Raw genomic sequence first — 19,119 nt, 5'->3', positions numbered from 1 at the left:
TCGGCACGGGAATCACGCCGTCAGCAGCCGTCCTGGGCGACGGCGCGGATGAAACCGCCGGTCTGGTAGAGGTACATGTACGCCCAGTAGAACAGCGGGATGTGCGGTTGGTAGTCGACCATCACCAGGTCGCCGGTGAAGCAGCGCGAGATGATGTAGTCCGATCTCGTGACGTGTGGCGTGAAGGTGATGACCATCGCCGAACGCCACCCGTTGGCTTTCGCCTGATCGCGCAGGAACCGTGCCTCACCCCGCGTGGTCTTGGGCGACGGACGGAAGCAGATCACCCGAACCCGATGCGGCGCATCGCAGATCGCGTCCATGTAGTCATCGGGCTCGTCGTACGGGTTGGACACGAGGACGGTCGAGGCCAAGCCACGCTCGGCCAGCGAGATACCGTAGTCCTCGCGCCCGTCCTGCCGACCGCCCAGGACCATGATGACGTCGACCTTGCGGGGGCTCTGGGCGTCCTGCGGGAAGACGTAGACGGGCAGACCCGCACCGCCGATCACCACCATCAGAACGATCAGGCACAGCACGATCCTGCGCCACCGTCGCCTCATGGGCCGAGCGTATCGACTCCTCCGACCCCTCGCCGCGGGCATGACCGGTGTCACAGGTGAGCACCGACGGCGCCCCGCCGACCGGTTCCGGGGGCATCGAGGTGCGTGACCTCGTGATGCGTTTCGGTGCGGTCGAGGCGTTGCGGTCGATCGATCTCGACGTCGCGCCGGGGACGGTGATGGCCCTGCTCGGCCCCAACGGCGCGGGCAAGACCACCGCTGTCCGGATCATCTCGACCCTGCTGACCCCGACCTCGGGGACGGTGACCGTCGCCGGGGTCGACGCCGCCACTGATCCGCACCGGTTGCGTGGACTCCTCGGGCTCTCCGGTCAGTTCGCCGCCGTCGACCCGGTCCTGACGGGCGTCGAGAACCTCACCATGGTGGCTCGTCTCGCCGGCTACACCCGCCGCGCCGCCCGCCGACGTGCCCTCGACCTGCTCGAACAGTTCGACATCGCCGACGCCGGTGGTCGACGGGTCGCGGGCTACTCCGGCGGGATGCGACGACGCCTCGACCTCGCGGGCGCCCTGGTCGCGAACCCGCCGGTGGTGATCCTCGACGAACCGACCGCCGGGCTCGACCCCACGAGCAGGATCGGGCTGTGGGCCGCGGTGCGTGACCTCGTCGCCGCAGGTAGCACCGTGCTCCTCACGACGCAGTACCTCGAGGAGGCCGATCAGCTCGCCGACGCCGCCACGGTCATCGACCGGGGAACGGTCATCGCGCGCGGCACGCCCACGCAACTGAAGGCCGACTTCGCCACCGCGACGGTGACGGTGGTGCTGGCGAACCCCGCCGAGCGCGACCGTGCGCAACAGGTACTCGCCGACCGCGGGATCGTGCTGCACGGCCCGGAGGCGGACCCGACCTGTGTCACCGTCGCCACCGACGACCCCGGCCCGGTGACGGCGCAGCTCGTCGGTGCGTTGGCGGTCGCGGGTATCGACGTCGTCGACACCCGCACGGCCACCCCGTCGCTGGACGACGTGTTCGTCCACCTCACCGGCGCCGGCGAGCAGGCGGCCTCGTGACCGCCACAGCCCAGGCGCGGCCGCTGCCTCCGCGCGGCCGGGGCCCGATCCCGTTCGCCGTGGACTGCGAGGTGATGATCCGGCGGAACCTGACGACACTGCTGCGCACCCCGCAGATGCTTCTCGGCGCGGTGGTGCAGCCGCTGATGTTCGTCCTGCTGTTCTCGTATGTGTTCGGTGATGCCCTCGGCGGCGACCGCTACCGCGAGTTCCTCATCGGCGGGATCATGGCGCAGACGGTGGTGTTCAACGCGGGCTTCACCGCCCTGGGGCTCAACGCCGACCTCAACTCCGGTATGGCCGAACGCTTTCGAGCTCTGCCGATGTCGCGGCTGGGTCTGATCGTCGGCCGTACCATCTCCGATCTCACCATCAACCTCATCGGCCTGACGGTGATGTCGCTGGCGGGCCTGGTGGTCGGCTGGCGGATCTCCGACGGCGCCTGGTTCGCGCTCGGCTCGTACGCGACCGCGCTGGTGTTCGGGTACGCGTTGTCGTGGGCGGCGGTGATCATCGGCCTGGTCACCACCACCGCCGAGGCGGCCCAGAGTCTGCTCACCACCATCGTGTTCCCGTTGTGCTTCGTGTCGTCGGCGTTCATCCCGTCGCGCCTGCTGCCCGGTCCGCTGGAGGTGATCGCGAGTTGGAACCCGGTGTCGGCGGTGGCGCGAAGCTTCCGGCAGGGGTTCGGCAACCCGATCTCGGTGAACCCCCTCGTCGGGGAGCCGGTCACGTGGGCGTCGCAGCACGCCCAGGCCTACACGCTGATCTGCTCGGCGATGATCGTGGCGGTGATGGTGCCGGTGACCGCCCGACTGCTGCGACGGGCGGCCGCTCGATGAGAGTCCAGCAGCGCGAAAGTCGTTGAAAGCTCTCATCTCGCGCCGCCGGCGGGCCTATCCTGGGCTGACGGATGGGGGCACCGACCGGAGGTACGCGTGTCACAGGGCAGGGTCGAGATCGCGCCCGTCCCCGTGAAGGGCCGCGCCCGCGCACGACGCAACGCCCGGGCGCGTGTCGCCCGCAGCGCCGCCCGTCAGACGCCGTGGATCGACGGCTACATCCGGCGCGTCATGATCACCGACGCGCTGATCGTGGTGATCGTCGTGTTCGGCGCGCAGGTGCTGCGCTACGGCCCCATCTCGTTCGACGATCGCGTCGGGCGCGCGCACGTGCCCGTCGGGCTCGTGAGCCTCGGGATCGTCGCGGCGTGGCTGGTGATGCTGCGGATGCGCCAGTGTCTCGACCGTCGCGTGATCGCGGCCGGGCCCACCGAATACAGCCGCATCGTCTCGGCGTGCTTCCTCACCTTCGCCACGCTGGCGATCGTCGATCTCCTGTTCGTGTTGAACATCGCGCGGTCGTTCGTCGCGCTCGCATTTCCCGTCGGGACCCTGTTGCTGCTCGCGTCGCACTGGCTGTGGCGATCGCGGCTCACCCATCGTCGGCGTCGCCGACTCGATCTCGATCGGGTGCTGGTGATCGGCGGGCTCGCCACCGCGCAGCCGCTCATCGAGCACCTCGACCGCAACCCCGAACTCGGGTACGACGTGATCGGGGTGTGCGTGCCGCCCACGCAGTCGATGGTGATCGGCCCCGTCGCTGTCAACGCGCGGTCGGTGCCGATCCTCGGGGAGTTCGCCGACGCCCGCGCCGTCGTGGAGCTCTCGGGGGCGAGCACCGTCGCGGTCACCTCCGCCGAGGCGCTGGGACATTCGGCGATGCGCGAACTCTCGTGGGATCTCGAGGGTCTCGACGTCAGCATGGTCGTTGCGCCGGGCCTGCTCGACGTCGCCGGGCCGCGCATGAGCATGCGGCCGGTCGCGGGTCTGCCGCTGCTGCACATCGACAAGCCGGGCTACAAGGGCGCCAATCGGCTCGCGAAGGGCATGCTCGACCGGGTCGGCGCCGCGCTGCTGGTGGTCCTCACCGCACCGATACTGCTGATCTGCGCGATCGCGATCCGCGTCGACTCCCGTGGCCCGGTGTTCTATCGCGCCGAACGCATCGGGCTCGGCAACGAACCGTTCCTGATGTGGACGTTCCGGTCGATGGTGACCGGCGCCGATCGAATGAAGGCCGACCTGGCCGGCCTCGACGAAGGGGCAGGTGCGCTGTTCAAGATCCGCGACGACCCGCGCGTCACCCGGGTCGGGAAGGTGATCCGGCGGTTCAGCATCGACGAACTGCCCCAGCTGTTCAACGTCATCGGCGGGTCGATGAGCCTCGTCGGTCCTCGACCGCCGCTGGCCGAGGAGGTGGAGCGGTACCACGGTGCGATCGCCCGCCGGATGCTGGTGCGGCCCGGCATGACCGGCCTCTGGCAGGTGTCGGGCCGCTCGGACCTCACCTGGGAGGAATCGGTGCGACTGGACCTGAGCTACGTCGAGAACTGGTCGGCGATGAGCGACGCGATGATCCTGTGGCGGACGTTACGTGCGGTGGTGAGCCGCTCGGGCGCGTACTGAGTGCGGTGCGACGGCTACTGTCGCGGGCATGAGCGCGCCGGTGGTCCCGACCCGAATCCTGTTCGTCTGCACCGGCAACATCTGCCGGTCACCTATGGCCCAGTACTTCCTTACCGACCGTCTGGGCGCCGGATTCTCGGTGACGAGCGCCGGAACCGCGGCCCTGACCGACTATCCGATGCACGTCCAGACCGAGCGGGTACTGCGCGAGCGCGGGATCGCGTCGCTCGACGACTTCCGCGCCCGCTATCTCACGGCCGACCTCGTGGCCGGCGCCGACCTCGTGATCGGGCTGTCGCGCGAACACCGCGACCACGCGTCGGCCTCGGCGCCGATGTCGTGGCGCCGCGTGGTGACTCTGCGCGAGCTCGACACCTACATCGCCGGCGGGGGAGCGCTCACCTCCACCCCGCAGATCGCCGCCGACCGCAACCGCGACGACCTCGACATCGCCGATCCCATGCATCAACCCCCGGCAGCCTTCGACACCCTCGCCGCCGAACTCGATCCACTGATCGACCGATTGGCGGGGTGGTTGCGCGGCTGATCGGCGTCGGGGTCGCCGCGCCTATCGGCTTCCCGGACCTCGATGGCAGCGTTCGCGGGGCGAATCGGTGAACGCGGGCGCCCGGGAACCCGCGTTCGCCGGATCACCCCGCGTTCACGGAGCGTCGAAGCGGCGCTCGTGGGGGACATCGTCGAACTCCGCGAGATGGGGCCGGGCGTCGGCAGCCAGTTTGATGACGTCGTTGGTTCTGAAAGACCGCTGACCGTGCCGAAAGCCACGCCGAGTGTGCGCCGTCACGCCGTCGGTGTCCGGGGTGCTGTCAGCACACTCGACGGCCGTTTCCACACAGTCGGCGCGAGCTCGTCAGTAGTAGTAGGGGAACGGGTCCCAGTTCGGGTCGCGCTTCTCGAGGAAGGCGTCGCGGCCCTCGACGGCCTCGTCGGTCATGTAGGCGAGGCGGGTGGCCTCGCCGGCGAACACCTGCTGGCCCATCAGACCGTCGTCGGTGAGGTTGAACGCGAACTTCAGCATGCGTTGTGCCGTGGGCGATTTGGCGTTGATCGCCCTTGCGAACTCGATCGCGGTGTCCTCGAGGTCGGCGTGGTCGACGACCTCGTTGACCGCACCCATGCGCTGCATCGTCTCCGCGTCGTAGGCGCGGCCGAGGAAGAAGATCTCGCGCGCGAATTTCTGACCGACCTGCTTGGCGAGGTAGGCGCTGCCGTAGCCGGCGTCGAACGAGCCGACGTCGGCGTCGGTCTGCTTGAACCGCGCGTGCTGGCGCGAGGCGATGGTGAGGTCGCACACCACGTGCAGCGAGTGACCGCCACCGGCGGCCCAGCCGTTGACCACGGCGATGACGACCTTCGGCATGGTGCGGATGAGTCGCTGCACCTCGAGGATGTGCAGCCGACCGCCCTCGGCCTGCACGCGGGCGGTGTCGACGGTGTCGGTGGTCTCGCCCCCGGCGTACTGGTAGCCCGACCGGCCCCGGATGCGCTGGTCGCCGCCGCTGCAGAACGCCCATCCGCCGTCCTTGGCGCTCGGGCCGTTGCCGGTGAGAAGGATGGTGCCCACGTCGGGGCTGCGGCGCGCGTGATCGAGGGTGCGGTACAGCTCGTCGACCGAGTGCGGTCGGAACGCGTTGCGCACCTCGGGGCGGTCGAAAGCGATTCGTACGATGCCGTTCTCGCGACCCGGACCGACATGGCGGTGATAGGTGATGTCGGTGAGGTCCTCGAAGCCGCTCACCACGCTCCAGTGCTCAGGGGTGAAAGGGTTCACGGCGTCATCGCTCATGGGTTCCGAGCTTAGTGGTGGCCCGTGTCCGGTTCTCTCACCTGGGTCGATAACGTTGCGCAGATGACCGTTGAACAGCCGGGTACCGATGAGCAGCACGAGGGCGGTTTCCGCACCGACATGGCGATCAGCGTCGACAAGGGCGGACCCCGCTACGGCGAGTTCGTGGAGTCGGCGCGTCTGTTCATGGACCGTGTGCGGGCGGCGATGCCGACCGAGGAGCTGGTCGACGACCTCATCGACGAGCTGGCGGCGATCAACGCCAAGCTCGAGGCGGTCGCCATCGACGAGTGGAATTCGCCCTCGGGCACGCGGATCGACCTGCCCGCCCGCGGGAACATCACGCTGCCGCCGTATCTGGTGAACCGTGCCGACGCGACGGGAGTCGATGCGACACTGCGGTTCACGCGTTTCCACCTCGGCGGCAACAACGCGGCGCACGGTGGTTACATCGGCACCGCCTTCGACGACCTGCTCGGCATGACCGGTGCCCTGGCGACCGGAAAGGTCACCCGCACCGCCTATCTCACGGTCAACTACCGGTCGATCACACCGCTCTACACTGATCTCTCGGTGACGACGCAGGTGACGAAGGTCGACGGCCGCAAGATCTTCGTCGCCGCCCAGATGCACGACGGCGACCGGCTCTGCGCCGAGGCCGACGGGTTGTTCATCGCCCTCAACCCCGGCCAACCCTGACCTTCATCCGATCGTTCCAATCGACATTCGTCGACGCGACATCGGCGGCCCGGTGAAATACCGTGGTCGGTGAATTGCGTGGGACAAGCGATTCGCGCGAGCGGGTGTCTGGGGGGAGACAAGTGACGTCGGACGTGAAGACGGGATCCGAACGAGCACGGTCGACGGCGCACATCGGGTCCCGCGAGCGGATGCAGACTCGTCAACGGATGCAGACATGGGCCGATAGGCATCGGACCCGCCTGTTGTGGGCCGACGCCGTCGTCGTCGTGATCGCGGTGGTGGCCGCCCAGGTGATCCGCTTCGGCATCAGCCCGACCGTGCCCGTCGCGTCGACGCAGGCACCGGTCTTCATGGTCTCGGGGCTGGTGAGCTTCCTCTGGATCGCCACGCTCAACGTGTGTCGCGTCGCCGACCTCCGCATCCTCGGATCCGGGCCCGCGGAGTTCAGCCGGGTGATCAAGGCCAGCTTCCTGGTGTTCGGTGTGTTGGCGATCATCGATCTGCTCTTCAAGCTCAACATCGCCCGCGGGTTCATCGCCATCGCGTTCCCGCTCGGCACCTGTCTGTTGCTGCTGACCCATCTCCTGCTGCGTGTCGCCCTGATGCGCGAGCGTCGCCACCACAAGTGCATGAGCCACGTGGTGGTGGTCGGCAGTGCCGTCTCGGCGCGTCCGCTGATCGCCCACCTCGACCGGAACCCGTCGCTGGGGTTCGAGGTGGTCGGAGTGTGCGTGTCGCCCGAGGAGACCTCGCGGTACGAGACCATCGACGTGGGCGAGCGCAGCGTGCCGGTGCTCGGTGAGTTCACCGACGCGCGCCGAGCGGTCGTGGAGTCGCGTGCCACCACCGTCGCGGTCACCTCGGCCGAGGTGCTCGGACACTCCGCCATGCGCGAATTGTCCTGGGAACTCGAGGGTCTCCACGTCGACATGCTGGTCGCCCCGGGCGTGATGGACGTCGCCGGACCGCGGATGTTGGTGCGACCGGTCGCGGGACTGCCGCTCCTGCACGTCGACAAGCCCAGCTATCACGGCGCGAACCGACTCGCCAAGGTACTCGTCGACAAGGCCGGTGCGCTCACCGCCCTGGTGCTCGCCGCGCCGGTGATGCTGGCCTGCGCGGTCGCGGTGAAGCTCGACTCCCGCGGGCCGGTGTTCTACAAGGCCGAGCGCATCGGCATCAACAACGTGCCGTTCCGCATGTGGAAGTTCCGGTCGATGGAGGTGGGCGCCGACACACGCCTCGCCGACCTCTCGGTGCTCAACGAGGGCGAGGGTCTGCTGTTCAAGATCCGCGACGACCCGCGGGTGACCCGCGTCGGCAAGGTGATCCGTCGCTTCAGCCTCGACGAGCTGCCGCAGCTGTTCAACGTGCTCGGCGGATCGATGAGCCTGGTGGGCCCGCGGCCGCCGCTGCCCGCCGAGGTGGAGCGGTACGAGGGACCGGTGGTCCGCCGCATGCTGGTGAAACCGGGGATCACCGGACTCTGGCAGGTGTCGGGACGATCGGACCTGTCGTGGGAGGAGTCGGTACGGCTCGATCTCACCTACGTCGAGAACTGGTCGGCCATGACCGACGCGATGATCGTGTGGCGGACCGTGCGCGCGGTGATCGGTCGCTCGGGCGCGTACTGACCACCGCGCGCCGTCTCAGGCGAGCGGACCGGCCTCGAGGGTGAGGCCCGCGTCGCGGAGTCGGTCGACGAGGGCGTCACCCATGGCCGCGGCCGGGGTGAGCACACCGGTGCGGTTCGGCAGCTTGTCGCGGTCGAGGGCCAGGGTGAGTGCGCTCTCGCCGAGCATGACCGCGGTCGCCTTGTAGCCGGGGTCGCCCTTCGCCTTCACGCGGGACTTGAATCGCTTGCCGGTGGTGGTGCGGGTGTAGACGTCGACGGTGAAATGGCCGTTCTCGCGGGTCTTCTCGCTCGGTCCGTCACCCGCCTTGGGCAGGATGCGGTCGAGGACCTTACGGGTCGGGGCCATCGCCATGAGGCCGAGGAACCCGCCGAGCCCGACGCTGACCAGACCTGCGGTCGCAGCGGACAGCACCGGGTTCTTGCCGACCGCCATGGCCTCGCCGTAGCGGAAATTCGCCCCGTAGGCGTTGCCGAGCAGTGCGTTGGTGCGGCGCACGATGCGGGTGTTGTGTGCGGCCATCACGAACGGCGCCAGCGTGCCCCTGATCGACGGGTCGATGCTCGAGCCCTTGACGAGCATGGCGTCGCTGGGCTGCTTGACCGCGGTGCGCAGTCGGTGCTCGCCCGGCCCGGTGGACAGCGCCTGGGGATCGAGCAGGATGCGGCGCGTCTCGGGGTTGCGGGCCTCGGTGGCGATCACGCGCATGGAGTCGACGGTGCCGCCGGAGACGCCGCCCGCGAACGAGCTGACGACCAGGGTGGTGTCGGTGAGCTCGCCCTCGCCGGCCTCGGACACCGCCTTGTGGAGCAGGTAGACGCCGATGTCGGACGGCACCGAATCGAACCCGCACGAGTGCACGATGCGCGCACCGTTCGCCTCGGCCTGCTCGCCGAACTTGTCGATGGAGTACCGCACGAACGGCACCTCGCCGGTGAGGTCGACGTAATCGGATCCGGCGTTCACCGTGGCGGCCAGCACCAGCTCGCCGTACTTCAGGTACGGGCCGACGGTGGTGCAGACGACGCGGGTGCGGGCGGCCATCGCATCGAGCGACGATGCGGAATCGGCGTCGGCGACGATCAGCGGCCAGTCCTGCGCCGAGGCGGGCAGGGTGCTGCGTGCCTTCGTCAACTTGTCCTGGCTGCGACCGGCCAGCGCGATGCGGGTGCCTGCGGGAGCGTGCCGGGCCAGGTAATCGGCGGTGAGGACGCCCACGAAACCAGTGGCACCGAACACGACGACATCGAACTCACGAGAAGAATCGGTCATGACACACGAGGGTAGACCGGCTGGTCGGCCGCAGGCACCGGTGCGGGCTGCCCGGGTCCGCGTAGGCGCCGGCGGTTGTCGCGTCGGAGCCGCCAGCGGTTGTACAGCCGCGCGGCGAACGGGGCGACGAACAACATCAGCAGCACGCGCACGATCTGCGATGCGAGCACGAAGGTGATGTTGGATCCCGACGCCGCGGCCGCGGCCAGCACGGCGTAGATGCCACCGGGTGTCGTCGCGAGGTACCCGTCGAACATCGACTCGCCGGTCCAGACGCTCAGTGCCGCACCGAGTCCCGCGCTGCCGACGCCGATGAGGACGATGAGGACGACGGCGTGGGGGAGGACGCGACCGGTTGCGCGCAGGCTCTCCTGGGTGAAACCGAGACCGGCCTGCCACCCGATGACCGCGTACCCGGCCGTCACCAGCACGACCGGGACCGCCGCGCTGCCCGCGACGCCGGTCAGCTCGGCGACGACGGTGACGATCAGCGGCCCGAGCAGACCGGCGGCCGGCAGCCGGATCAGACGACCCACGGTGATGCCGACGGCCATCGCACCCGCACAGAGGAGCAGGCCCCAGAGTTGATCGCCCGCCGACGCCGAGTGCGTGGACGTCGCCGAACCGGTGTGCGCCCCGAACACGGTGGTCGCCACGATCGGCAGGCTCACGGTGACCAGACCGACGCGGACGTACTGCACGACGGCGACCATCCGCTCGTCGCCGCCGAGTTCTCGGGTGAGCGCGACCAGACCGGATGCGCCGCCCGCGACGAGGGCCAGCGACCCGGTGAGCGGGTCGACGCGGCGGTGCAGGCCGAGCAGCGCCCCGCCCGCGACCGACAACACCAGTGTCCCCAGTGCGATCACGATCACCGGGAGCCATGAGTCGGCGAGGCCGGCCAGCACCGACGGCTGCACCATCGTGCCGATGTAGACGCCGAGCACGCCCTGCCCGGCGATGCCGATAGGGCGGGGGAGCGGCGGCTTCGTCCCCGCGCCGTCGGAGAGGTGTCGTTCGCGCGGGGCGAGACCCGCGAGCGCGAGGGCGGCGGCCACCACGAGCCCCGCGAACAGGGCCGCCGACGGCACCGACAGTTCGTCCAGAACCACGGTCGCCGCCGCGGTCACCACGATCAGTCCGAGCCAGCGCCACATCATGATGCCAAGACTAAGCTTGGTAATACCGCGATGTAAACCCGTGACTGTCGGGTAAATGTCAACTATTGTCTTGCCATGACCACGATCGACGTCGCCGCGGCGACCCGTCTGCGCGAGGCGATCATGTCCGTTGCGCGCGCCGCGCGAACCCATCGACCCGACCACGGCCTCCCGCTCACACAGATCACCGTGCTGGGCTATCTCGATCGATCGGGCACCACCACCGTCGCCGAACTCGCCGACCGCATGCACGTCCGCGTGCAGTCGCTCACGGTGAGCATGAACAAACTCGACGACGGCGGTCTCATCGTCCGTCGCACCGATCCCGTCGACCGTCGGCGGCAGCTCGTCGAACTCACCGAGGCTGGCCGCGCCCTGATCCTCGACGACCGCGCCCAGCGCGACGCCTGGCTGGCGCAGTCTTTCGCCGACAACTTCGACGACACCGAACGGGGCCTGATGATGCTCTGCGTCCCCCTCTTCGAACGCCTTGCCAGCGACCGCGGTCGCTGACGCCCGACCCCACCCCGCCAGTTGGGCCGTCGTTCACATCGGTTGAGCCCCTGCGGCGCACGCGTACCCTCGACGACATGCGCAAACCCATCGTCGCCGTCGTCGGAGTGGTCCTCGCGCTCTTCGGACTCGTGTTCGCCCTGCAGGGCTTCGGCGTGCTCGAGGGCAGCGCCATGAGCGACACCGTGCTGTGGTCGGTGCTCGGGCCCATCATCGTGATCGTGGGTCTCGCGCTCGTGGTGGTCGGTGTGCGCGGCAAGCTCCGGTAGCGACGTCGTGGACTCGCCCGATCGGGACACCCGCACCACCGGCACGCCGGTGGGTCGCCGGGTGATCCTCGGGCTGATCGGACTCGGCGGACTGGGCATCGTCGCCGGACCCGCCGCCCAGGGTGGACTGTCGAAACTGCTTGCCCCGGCACAGGTTCGCGACCCCACCGGCCTGCTCGCGCTGCTGCCGCTGGGCAACAACTTCCGCTTCTACTCCGTCGTCGGATCGGTGCAGGAGAAGTCGGCGACCGACTATCGGCTGAGCGTCGGCGGCGAGGTGGCGACACCGGCCGAGTACACGATGGCGCAACTCGCGCAGCTGCCACAGACGGCGTTCACCCAGACCTTCCACTGCGTGACCGGCTGGACCGTGCCCGACGTCGCCTGGAGTGGCGTGCGGCTGTCGACGCTGCTCGACCGAGCCGACCCGAAGCGGACGGCGACCGCGGTGCGCTTCCGCTCGTTCGACGGGACGTACACCGAGAGCCTGCCGATCGACAAAGCGCGCGGCGACGACGTGATCGTCGCGCTGCGGATGCTCGACGCCCCCGTCACGCACGACCACGGCGGCCCGGTGCGCATGTACGTCGGCGGGCAGTACGGCTACAAGAGCACGAAGTGGTTGTCGGGCATCGAGTTGACGACCCAGGAGATCCCCGGCTACTGGGAAAGGCGCGGGTATGACCTCGACGGCACCATCGACGACTGACATACCCCGCTTCGGCCCGACCGCCCGCTGGGTGCACCGCACGGTCGCGGTGCTGATGATCGCGTGCATCGTGACCGCGGCGATCCTCTACGTCTCGTCGTTGGCGGTGCTCGTCGGGCACCGACAGATCGTCGAGATCGTGCACGTCTACGCGGGTTTCGCGTTGCCGGTGCCGATCCTGGTGGGCTTGGCGTCGAGGTCGTATCGCGACGACCTGCGTCGGCTGAACCGCTTCGCGCCGACCGACCGTCGGTGGTTGCGGTCGAAGACGCGTCGGGACGGCACCATCCCGGTGGGGAAGTTCAACGCCGGTCAGAAGCTCAACGGCGCGCTGTCGGCCGGGTCGATCATCGTGCTGTTCGTGACCGGGGTGCTGATGTACTTCCCGTCGTTGGTGGGTCTCTCGTATCGCACCGGGGCGACCTTCGCCCACGACTGGTTCGCGTTCGGCGTCGGACTGCTCGTCCTCGGACACATGGCCTTCGCCTTCGGCGACCCCGAGGCGCGTCGTGGCATGCGCACCGGTCGCGTCTCGGCGAGCTGGGCCCGCAAGGAACACGGCGAGTGGGCCGACGAGATGGGCGTCGGGAACGGACCGGATCGGACGTAGCCGCCCGGCGGGCGAACAACGGCCCAGGTGGCGCGAACAAAGGCCCAACCGGCGGGAACGACGGCCCAACTGGCGAGGCGGGGGGTGTGGCCGACATCGCGTCGACCACCGGTGATCTGTCGTTAACCTGGTGTGATGAACCCGTCCACCGTGCAGGCCCGCGTGATCGTCGACGAGATGATCCGAGGCGGCGTACGCGAGGCGGTCCTGTGCCCCGGGTCGCGCAACGCGCCCCTCGCCTTCGCGCTGCACGCCGCCGACTCCGCAGGGCGGATCCGCCTGCACGTCCGGATCGACGAGCGGACCGCGGGTTTCCTCGCGCTGGGACTGGCCGTGGCGTCCGGGCAGCCGGTACCGATCGTGATGACCAGCGGCACCGCCGTCGCCAACGTGAGCCCGGCGGTCTTCGAGGCCAACTACGCGCGCGTCCCGTTGGTCGTGGTGAGTGCCAATAGGCCGTACGAGCTTCTCGGATCGGGTGCGAACCAGACCATCGAGCAGTTCGGCATCTTCGGCACGCAGGTCCGACTCGCCATCAGCCTCGGGCTCGCCGAGCAGGACCTCGACACGAACAGCCAGTGGCGGTCGGGCGTCGGTCGCGCCCTGGCCGCCGCACGCGGTGCTCGCACCGGCAACCCCGGGCCGGTCCAGTTCGACATCCCGCTGCGCGAGCCGCTGGTCCCCGAGGCGGGGGTGGGACCCGATGACCCGCTCGACGGATTCGCCGGCCGCGACAACGGCGCGCCGTGGACCACGGCCGCCCTCGGTCACCTCGACGTCCCGATCGAGATCGACCTGACCGAACCGACCGTCGTGGTGTCGGGGCACGGCGCCGGCGTACGCCCCGAGCTCGCCGGCATCCCGACGGTCGCCGAACCGACCGCGCCGGCGCCCGAGACCGCGCTGCACCCGCTCGCGCTGGGACTCGTGCGTCCGACGCAGGCGATCATCTGCGGTCGTCCGACGCTGCACCGCGGGGTGTCGCGGCTGCTGGCCGACCCGACAGTGCGGGTGTACGCACTGACGACCGGACCGCGCTGGCCCGACGTCTCGGGCAACGTGCTCGCGACCGGTACCCGCGCGGTGGTGTCGGGCACGCCGTCGGAGCAGTGGCTGAAGGACTGCGCCGACGCCCACCAGCGCGCGGTCGGCTCCGTCGACGCCGAACTCGACGGGCCCGGCCCGGTCACCGGTCTGCACGTGGCGCGGGTCGTGAGTGCATCGATGCATCCGGGCGAGCAGCTCGTCGTCGGGGCGTCGAACCCCATCCGCGACGTCGCGTTGGCCGGGCGCGTGTCGCCGGAGGTCCGGGTGCTGTCGAATCGGGGTGTGGCCGGTATCGACGGCACCGTCTCGACCGCGATCGGTGCCGCGCTGAGCGCCGACGATCGCCGCACGGTCGCGTTCATGGGCGACCTCACCTTCGTGCACGACGCGACCGGGCTGCTGATCGGACCGGCCGAACCGCGTCCGCGCGACCTCACGATCGTCGTCGCCAACGACGACGGCGGCGGCATCTTCGCGCTGCTCGAGCAGGCCGAACGTCGATTCAGCGGACCCGAGTACGACGGCGCCTACGAACGCGTCTTCGGCACCCCGCACCGCACCGACCTCGCCGCGGTGTGCGCCGGGTTCTCCGTGCCGCACCGGAAGGTGTCGGTGGCGGAGCTGCCGTCGGCCCTGGCGGCCGATTCCGACGGCGGGGTCCGGGTGATCGAGGTGTCGACCGACCGCGATCGGCTCCGCGACCTCCACGCCGCCATCGGCGCAGGCCTGTGACCCTGCCCGTCGCGCGTGTGGCCGCCGTGCGCCGGCGGCGTCGGTAGTCTGGCCCGCATGTCCGCCACCGCCCTGCGACGCACGCAGATCACGCTGCTGCTGATCGGTGCGATCGTGACGATCATGATGATCGTGGTGGTGGCCGGCTGTTACCGCGACGACTCCTCGATCGACGCCCACAGGGCGACCGCCACCGCCGACGTCGTGACCGCGGGCGCCACGAAGTCGACGGTGCGGTTCTACACCGAGAGCGGCGAACTCCGCAGCCCTCGCCTCGGCATCTTCTACCCGACGGAACTCACTGCCGGACAACGGATCAGCGTCGAGTACGACAGCACGAACCCCGATCTCGTGCGTGTCGCCGGACGCGACGCGAGCCTGGCGATCATCCCGGCGGTGTCGATCGTGGGCTACACCTGGCTGCTCATCGTGGTGGTGATGGTGTTGCTCGCCGAGATCACGCGCCGTCGCGGACGGGTCGTCGGTGCCGCCGCCGCACCGGATTCCGTGCGAGCACCCGACGAACAACCGGTGAACTGACCCGCGCGACGTTCACCGGGCATTACGGCCGGCGTCACGTCGAGGTGCCGCAGGAGACAGGTGCGCTACACACACTGAATGCGTGCGATTGGCGATAGTGGCAGAGAGCTTCCTGCCCAACATGAACGGTGTCGTGAACTCGGTGTTGCGCGTCTGCGAGCACCTCACGGCGCACGGGCACGAGGCGATGATCTTCGCCCCGGACACCCCTCGCGGGATGCCGGCGGCTCCCCGCGAGATCGACGGTGTGCCGGTACATCTCGTACCGTCGCTGATGGTGCCGAAGGTGTCGAGCCTGCCGGTCGGCGTGCCGCATCGCTCGCTGTACCGCGCTATGGCCGATTTCGCGCCCGACGTGGTCCACCTCGCCTCGCCGTTCGTGATCGGCGCCGTCGCTGCCCACGCCGCGCGCCGACTCGGCATCCCCACCGTCGCGGTGTTCCAGACCGACGTCGCCGGATTCGCCGCCAGCTACGGCATCGGGATCGGGACGCGTGCCGCGTGGTCGTGGACCCGTCGCCTCCACGCCGCGTGCGACCGCACCCTCGCGCCGTCGACGGTGTCGGTGAAAGCGCTGCAGGACCATGGGGTTCCGCGCGTGTTCCGCTGGGGTCGCGGTGTCGACGCGGAGCGCTTCCACCCCGACCGTCGCGACCACGACCTGCGTGCGCAGTGGAGCCCGAACGGTGTGCCGATCGTCGGGTTCGTCGGACGGCTCGCGCCGGAGAAGCACGTCGAGCGCCTCGCGGTGCTCTCGGGCCGGCGCGACCGGCAACTCGTCATCGTCGGTGGCGGCCCCGAGCGCGCCCGCCTCGAGAAACTGATGCCCGATGCGGTATTCACCGGCGAACTCGGCGGTCTCGAACTCGCCCGCGCCTACGCCAGCATGGACGTCTTCGTGCACCCCGGAGAGCACGAGACCTTCTGCCAGGCGGTGCAGGAGGCGCAGGCCAGCGGCATCCCGGTGATCGGCCCCGACGCCGGCGGCCCGAAGGACCTCATCGCGAACTTCCGCACCGGCTACCTGCTGGACGTGCCGACCTTCTCGCAGCGCCTGCCCGATGCCGTCGACACCCTCGTCGACTCGTCCGTGGGCACCGAGTTCGGTGCGGCCGCGCGGCGCGGTGTCGCGGGCAAGACGTGGCCGTCGATCTGCGATCAGCTTCTCGGCCACTACGACGCCGTTCTCGGCCGCGCCGGCAGCCTCGGCGTGCGTCGTTCTGCCTGATCCACGGGCTGCGTGGCCCGTCTGTGGTGGGCCTCTCGGTGCGTTCGGCGCCGATGGCCACGTAACGTTGACGCCATGACCTCGACCCGCGCCGGCCTCGACAAAGCACCCGCCGATGTCGCCGCGATGTTCGACGGCGTCGCGCGCCGCTACGACATCACCAACACCGTGCTCTCCTTCGGTCAGGACCGTGGGTGGCGCACCGCGACCCGCCACGCGCTCGGTCTCGGACCGGGTGATGTCGTGCTCGACCTCGCCGCCGGTACGGCCGTCTCGACCGAGGAACTCGCCCAGTCGGGTGCGCACTGCATCGCCGCCGATTTCTCGCTGGGGATGCTCAAGGCCGGATACAAGCGGCCGGTGCCGAAGGTCGCGGCCGACGCCCTGACCCTCCCGTTCGCCGACGAGAGCTTCGACGCGGCCACGATCTCGTTCGGTCTGCGCAATGTCGCCTCGGTCGACACGGCACTCGCCGAGCTGTACCGCGTGCTGAAACCTGCTGGGCGACTGGTGATCTGCGAGTTCTCGACGCCGGTGTTCGGACCGTTCCGCACGGTGTACATGGAGTACCTGATGAAGGCGCTGCCGTCGGTCGCGACGAAGGTGTCGAGCAACCCTGAGGCGTACGTCTACCTCGCCGAGTCGATTCGCGCCTGGCCCGATCAGGCGGGTCTGGCGGCCAAGATCGCCTCGGCCGGATTCGACAGCGTCCGCTGGCGCAACCTCACCGGCGGCATCGCCGCGCTCCACCGCGCCGTCAAGTAGCCGCCCCGTCGATCGGGCACTTAATCGCGTCGATCGGGCACCTCCACGAATCCCGGCAGCAGATGCACGCTCGTTCCGAGAAGCTGGCCACTCGATACAGATAAGTGCCCGATCGAGAGTGTTGACACTCTGCTCAGAGCGGCGCCGGCATCCCACTTGGCACTCGACGTCGTCGGATCCGGGCGGCGAGGAACAGGCGCTGAGGCGTCTTGCAGATGATCTCGACGCCGACGCCGACGTCTCGTTCATTGGTAACCTTCCGTATCAGAGTATCGAACCGTACACGGACAGGGCTTTGCTTTTGTGGCTCCTTCTGTTGGGCGCGAGGTGCGTCCCTTCGTGATTGACGAGGCCCTTCGGGCGCGGGCCTCCTGTCGCTCGGAACGGACGTCGGGGGTGTCACGGACTTGCTGAAAAGTTCTCGGAGCACTGTGGTCCCCCATGACGACGCACAGATGCTGAAACAGGCTCAGCTGAGTGTGGCGAGACATCGACAGTTGAGAGACAAAGTTTCAGAGTCGGCCCTCGAGTTCGCGGATGATCATCTCAATGACAAGAAGTGGTCTGAGGCTCCAGGGGACTGCATCGGCGACGCCGTTCGCGTCGGAAGAACCAACAACAGGCTGGCCGTGGCGGATCATGAACCATAAAAGAACTCTGGTGACGGTGGGCATGTACGCGCCATCATCACGTCTGGAGACCGCTGGGGGCCTGTACTACTACCGCTTTTCGCTGGCTACGAGCAAGGTTTTGTCGGTGGTTTCCTTCGCCGATGGTTTTCATGTCAGCCCTGACGCGGCAAGGGCGAATCTTAATGAGCCATTCGAATCACGTATCATTCCGCGAGCGCATTGGAGTCGCACGCTCGTGGGCGATTTTGTTCAGACGCGGTTGCGCGAGCTCAGTCTGATTTCTCTCGACCGAGGATTTATTCATGGTATCCGCTCCGACTCCGACTTCGTGTCCACGATCAGAAGCGCGTCAATCGTAGAACTTCAATGGACTGAGTACTTTGGTTTGGCGCCCCTTGTCAGAAACATGAATCGACAGGCTGCTGTGGTGGGTGTTGTTCACGACGTGGTTCTGCAACGAATCGAGCGCGAGGTGGCGAGGAGGGGATTTCTTTACAGATGTAGTGCGGGTCATGTGAGAGTAAAAATGTATAGCCGGCGTGAAAGGCGTCTCCTCTCATATCTTGATCATGTAGTGGTGTTCAGTGAGAAAGACCAATCGCTGGTTTCGGATATTTGCAAAGACGCTGTATGCCACATAATTCCTCCGGAGGTTCCGAGTTACGCAGTTTCGCCCACCGAGAAGTATATTGTCTTGTTCGAGGGTGCCCTCTCCCGACCGGAGAATGTGGACGCCGTGCGCTTCCTGGTCGGAACCATCTGGCCCGATGTCCTGCGAGCGAGACCCGACGCGATTTTGCGAGTTGCCGGCTCGGGAGCACCGGAAGACCTGAATGATCTTCTTGAAGCTCACCCGTCAATTCATGCAACTGGCCGCCTGGCAAATATGGCAGACGCCTATGCCGGAATCTCCTTGTGTGTTGCGCCTCTGCAACTCGGGGCCGGCCTCAAGTTCAAGTCTGCTTCCGCGATTCTGTCGGGAGTGCCCCTTGTCAGTACGACATGCGGGATAGAAGGAATACCTTTTGCAGGCGACATCTGGTGTGTCGCGGACGACGCGGCAAAGTTCGCTTCTGCAATTGTTTCCGCGCTCAATGAACGCGGTCGGGCGTGGGCCGAGGCCGAACAACTGAAAGCAGCGGCAAGTCGTGAGTTTGGTTCGGATGCCTTGCAGGCACGTGTCGCGCAACTCTACAACGAGATTCTGCAGGGTATGGAGGACGACGCGAATGGTGCTTCTCGGTCAGAGCGCTGATGGGATGAGGCGAAGAAAACCCATGGTTGCGAACGGCTGCAAGTGATCGTGTTCGTGACACGAGGGACGAGGATGGTCCACGGCGACTTGTTCGGCCCGGACCTGGACTGACGTTGAATCAACCGTGTCCGATGGACCCGGTTCGGTCCGGACAGGGCGTCGCCGCATTCGGCGGGCAG

19 protein-coding genes are annotated in these 19,119 nt (G+C 68.2%); 15 read left to right on the top strand and 4 right to left on the bottom strand.

The window, feature by feature from the left end:
- Window positions 1-20: 20 nt before the first annotated feature.
- Window positions 21-563: a YdcF family protein gene (locus tag TU34_RS15880; protein ID WP_052688971.1), complete on the bottom strand. Its 543-nt coding sequence runs from the start codon at window positions 561-563 to the stop codon at window positions 21-23.
- Between the two features lie 56 nt (window positions 564-619).
- On the opposite strand from TU34_RS15880, the gene TU34_RS15875 reads away from it, so the two are divergent.
- The 4 genes from TU34_RS15875 (at window position 620) to TU34_RS15860 (ending at window position 4,612) form a co-directional block, all read left to right on the top strand.
- The gene (locus TU34_RS15875) at window positions 620-1,597 is read left to right on the top strand and encodes an ABC transporter ATP-binding protein (RefSeq protein WP_238981343.1); all 978 of its coding nucleotides are present in this window, start codon (window positions 620-622) and stop codon (window positions 1,595-1,597) included.
- Window positions 1,594-2,439, top strand: a complete 846-nt coding sequence (locus tag TU34_RS15870; protein WP_045823876.1) for an ABC transporter permease — start codon at window positions 1,594-1,596, stop codon at window positions 2,437-2,439. Before TU34_RS15875 ends, TU34_RS15870 begins: the two co-directional genes overlap by 4 nt.
- Before the next feature lie 96 nt (window positions 2,440-2,535).
- Complete coding sequence (locus TU34_RS15865; protein ID WP_338063007.1) at window positions 2,536-4,065, top strand: sugar transferase; 1,530 nt, start codon at window positions 2,536-2,538, stop codon at window positions 4,063-4,065.
- 28 nt (window positions 4,066-4,093) lie between these two features.
- Entirely contained in the window at window positions 4,094-4,612 is a 519-nt protein-coding gene (locus TU34_RS15860; protein WP_045823875.1) for an arsenate-mycothiol transferase ArsC, read from the top strand.
- A gap of 324 nt (window positions 4,613-4,936) precedes the next feature.
- Here the strand turns inward: TU34_RS15860 and TU34_RS15850 are convergent, their stop codons facing one another.
- Window positions 4,937-5,872 carry a 1,4-dihydroxy-2-naphthoyl-CoA synthase gene (locus TU34_RS15850; protein WP_045823873.1) on the bottom strand — a complete coding sequence of 312 codons (936 nt, stop codon included), beginning with the start codon at window positions 5,870-5,872 and terminating at the stop codon, window positions 4,937-4,939.
- 63 nt (window positions 5,873-5,935) lie between these two features.
- Here TU34_RS15850 and TU34_RS15845 point away from each other — a divergent pair, with 63 nt between their 5' ends.
- Window positions 5,936-6,571 (top strand): PaaI family thioesterase, encoded by a 636-nt coding sequence (locus TU34_RS15845; RefSeq protein WP_045823872.1) that lies wholly within the window; start codon window positions 5,936-5,938, stop codon window positions 6,569-6,571.
- Between the two features lie 209 nt (window positions 6,572-6,780).
- Window positions 6,781-8,208 (top strand): sugar transferase, encoded by a 1,428-nt coding sequence (locus TU34_RS15840; protein ID WP_052688985.1) that lies wholly within the window; start codon window positions 6,781-6,783, stop codon window positions 8,206-8,208.
- A gap of 15 nt (window positions 8,209-8,223) precedes the next feature.
- On the opposite strand, the gene TU34_RS15835 is transcribed toward TU34_RS15840, so the two are convergent.
- Window positions 8,224-9,480, bottom strand: coding sequence for a saccharopine dehydrogenase family protein (locus tag TU34_RS15835; protein WP_045823871.1), 1,257 nt, complete (start codon window positions 9,478-9,480; stop codon window positions 8,224-8,226).
- The gene (locus TU34_RS15830; RefSeq protein WP_082080361.1) at window positions 9,477-10,637 is read right to left on the bottom strand and encodes an AbrB family transcriptional regulator; all 1,161 of its coding nucleotides are present in this window, start codon (window positions 10,635-10,637) and stop codon (window positions 9,477-9,479) included. Before TU34_RS15830 ends, TU34_RS15835 begins: the two co-directional genes overlap by 4 nt.
- Window positions 10,638-10,715: 78 nt before the next feature.
- Here TU34_RS15830 and TU34_RS15825 point away from each other — a divergent pair, with 78 nt between their 5' ends.
- From TU34_RS15825 to TU34_RS23070, 9 genes are all read left to right on the top strand, one after another.
- Window positions 10,716-11,153 carry a MarR family winged helix-turn-helix transcriptional regulator gene (locus TU34_RS15825; RefSeq protein ID WP_045823870.1) on the top strand — a complete coding sequence of 146 codons (438 nt, stop codon included), beginning with the start codon at window positions 10,716-10,718 and terminating at the stop codon, window positions 11,151-11,153.
- 77 nt (window positions 11,154-11,230) lie between these two features.
- On the top strand, window positions 11,231-11,422 hold the full coding sequence (locus tag TU34_RS15820) for a hypothetical protein (RefSeq protein ID WP_045823869.1): 192 nt from the start codon (window positions 11,231-11,233) through the stop codon (window positions 11,420-11,422).
- Between the two features lie 7 nt (window positions 11,423-11,429).
- On the top strand, window positions 11,430-12,131 hold the full coding sequence (locus TU34_RS15815; protein WP_150116565.1) for a molybdopterin-dependent oxidoreductase: 702 nt from the start codon (window positions 11,430-11,432) through the stop codon (window positions 12,129-12,131).
- Window positions 12,103-12,741, top strand: coding sequence for a cytochrome b/b6 domain-containing protein (locus TU34_RS15810; protein ID WP_045823867.1), 639 nt, complete (start codon window positions 12,103-12,105; stop codon window positions 12,739-12,741). Before TU34_RS15815 ends, TU34_RS15810 begins: the two co-directional genes overlap by 29 nt.
- Before the next feature lie 135 nt (window positions 12,742-12,876).
- Complete coding sequence (menD, locus tag TU34_RS15805; protein ID WP_045823866.1) at window positions 12,877-14,520, top strand: 2-succinyl-5-enolpyruvyl-6-hydroxy-3-cyclohexene-1-carboxylic-acid synthase; 1,644 nt, start codon at window positions 12,877-12,879, stop codon at window positions 14,518-14,520.
- 57 nt (window positions 14,521-14,577) lie between these two features.
- Window positions 14,578-15,060 carry a DUF3592 domain-containing protein gene (locus TU34_RS15800; protein WP_045823865.1) on the top strand — a complete coding sequence of 161 codons (483 nt, stop codon included), beginning with the start codon at window positions 14,578-14,580 and terminating at the stop codon, window positions 15,058-15,060.
- An 82-nt stretch (window positions 15,061-15,142) separates the two neighbouring features.
- Window positions 15,143-16,288 (top strand): glycosyltransferase family 4 protein, encoded by a 1,146-nt coding sequence (locus tag TU34_RS15795; RefSeq protein WP_045823864.1) that lies wholly within the window; start codon window positions 15,143-15,145, stop codon window positions 16,286-16,288.
- 75 nt (window positions 16,289-16,363) lie between these two features.
- Window positions 16,364-17,053 (top strand): demethylmenaquinone methyltransferase, encoded by a 690-nt coding sequence (locus TU34_RS15790; RefSeq protein ID WP_045823863.1) that lies wholly within the window; start codon window positions 16,364-16,366, stop codon window positions 17,051-17,053.
- Window positions 17,054-17,590: 537 nt separating this feature from the next.
- A complete protein-coding gene (locus tag TU34_RS23070) occupies window positions 17,591-18,940 on the top strand; it encodes a glycosyltransferase family 4 protein (protein WP_082080340.1) in 1,350 nt (449 codons plus the stop codon).
- Window positions 18,941-19,119: the final 179 nt, after the last annotated feature.

The organism is Williamsia herbipolensis, assembly GCF_000964005.1.
In the GTDB taxonomy this organism is placed as follows: Bacteria; Actinomycetota; Actinomycetes; order Mycobacteriales; family Mycobacteriaceae; genus Williamsia_A; species Williamsia_A herbipolensis.
Note: the sequence above shows the minus strand (reverse complement) of the source record. Positions and strands in the feature narration are given on the sequence as shown.

What these genes read in the sequence shown, in the direction of transcription:
- TU34_RS15835 (WP_045823871.1), bottom strand. Translation starts at nt 9,480, where the DNA reads ATGACCGATTCTTCTCGTGAGTTCGATGTCGTCGTGTTCGGTGCCACT.
- menD (WP_045823866.1), top strand. Translation starts at nt 12,877, where the DNA reads ATGAACCCGTCCACCGTGCAGGCCCGCGTGATCGTCGACGAGATGATC.
- TU34_RS15880 (WP_052688971.1), bottom strand. Translation starts at nt 563, where the DNA reads ATGAGGCGACGGTGGCGCAGGATCGTGCTGTGCCTGATCGTTCTGATG.
- TU34_RS15860 (WP_045823875.1), top strand. Translation starts at nt 4,094, where the DNA reads ATGAGCGCGCCGGTGGTCCCGACCCGAATCCTGTTCGTCTGCACCGGC.
- TU34_RS23070 (WP_082080340.1), top strand. Translation starts at nt 17,591, where the DNA reads ATGATCATCTCAATGACAAGAAGTGGTCTGAGGCTCCAGGGGACTGCA.
- TU34_RS15810 (WP_045823867.1), top strand. Translation starts at nt 12,103, where the DNA reads ATGACCTCGACGGCACCATCGACGACTGACATACCCCGCTTCGGCCCG.
- TU34_RS15840 (WP_052688985.1), top strand. Translation starts at nt 6,781, where the DNA reads ATGCAGACATGGGCCGATAGGCATCGGACCCGCCTGTTGTGGGCCGAC.
- TU34_RS15825 (WP_045823870.1), top strand. Translation starts at nt 10,716, where the DNA reads ATGACCACGATCGACGTCGCCGCGGCGACCCGTCTGCGCGAGGCGATC.
- TU34_RS15850 (WP_045823873.1), bottom strand. Translation starts at nt 5,872, where the DNA reads ATGAGCGATGACGCCGTGAACCCTTTCACCCCTGAGCACTGGAGCGTG.
- TU34_RS15800 (WP_045823865.1), top strand. Translation starts at nt 14,578, where the DNA reads ATGTCCGCCACCGCCCTGCGACGCACGCAGATCACGCTGCTGCTGATC.
- TU34_RS15790 (WP_045823863.1), top strand. Translation starts at nt 16,364, where the DNA reads ATGACCTCGACCCGCGCCGGCCTCGACAAAGCACCCGCCGATGTCGCC.
- TU34_RS15845 (WP_045823872.1), top strand. Translation starts at nt 5,936, where the DNA reads ATGACCGTTGAACAGCCGGGTACCGATGAGCAGCACGAGGGCGGTTTC.
- TU34_RS15830 (WP_082080361.1), bottom strand. Translation starts at nt 10,637, where the DNA reads ATGTGGCGCTGGCTCGGACTGATCGTGGTGACCGCGGCGGCGACCGTG.
- TU34_RS15820 (WP_045823869.1), top strand. Translation starts at nt 11,231, where the DNA reads ATGCGCAAACCCATCGTCGCCGTCGTCGGAGTGGTCCTCGCGCTCTTC.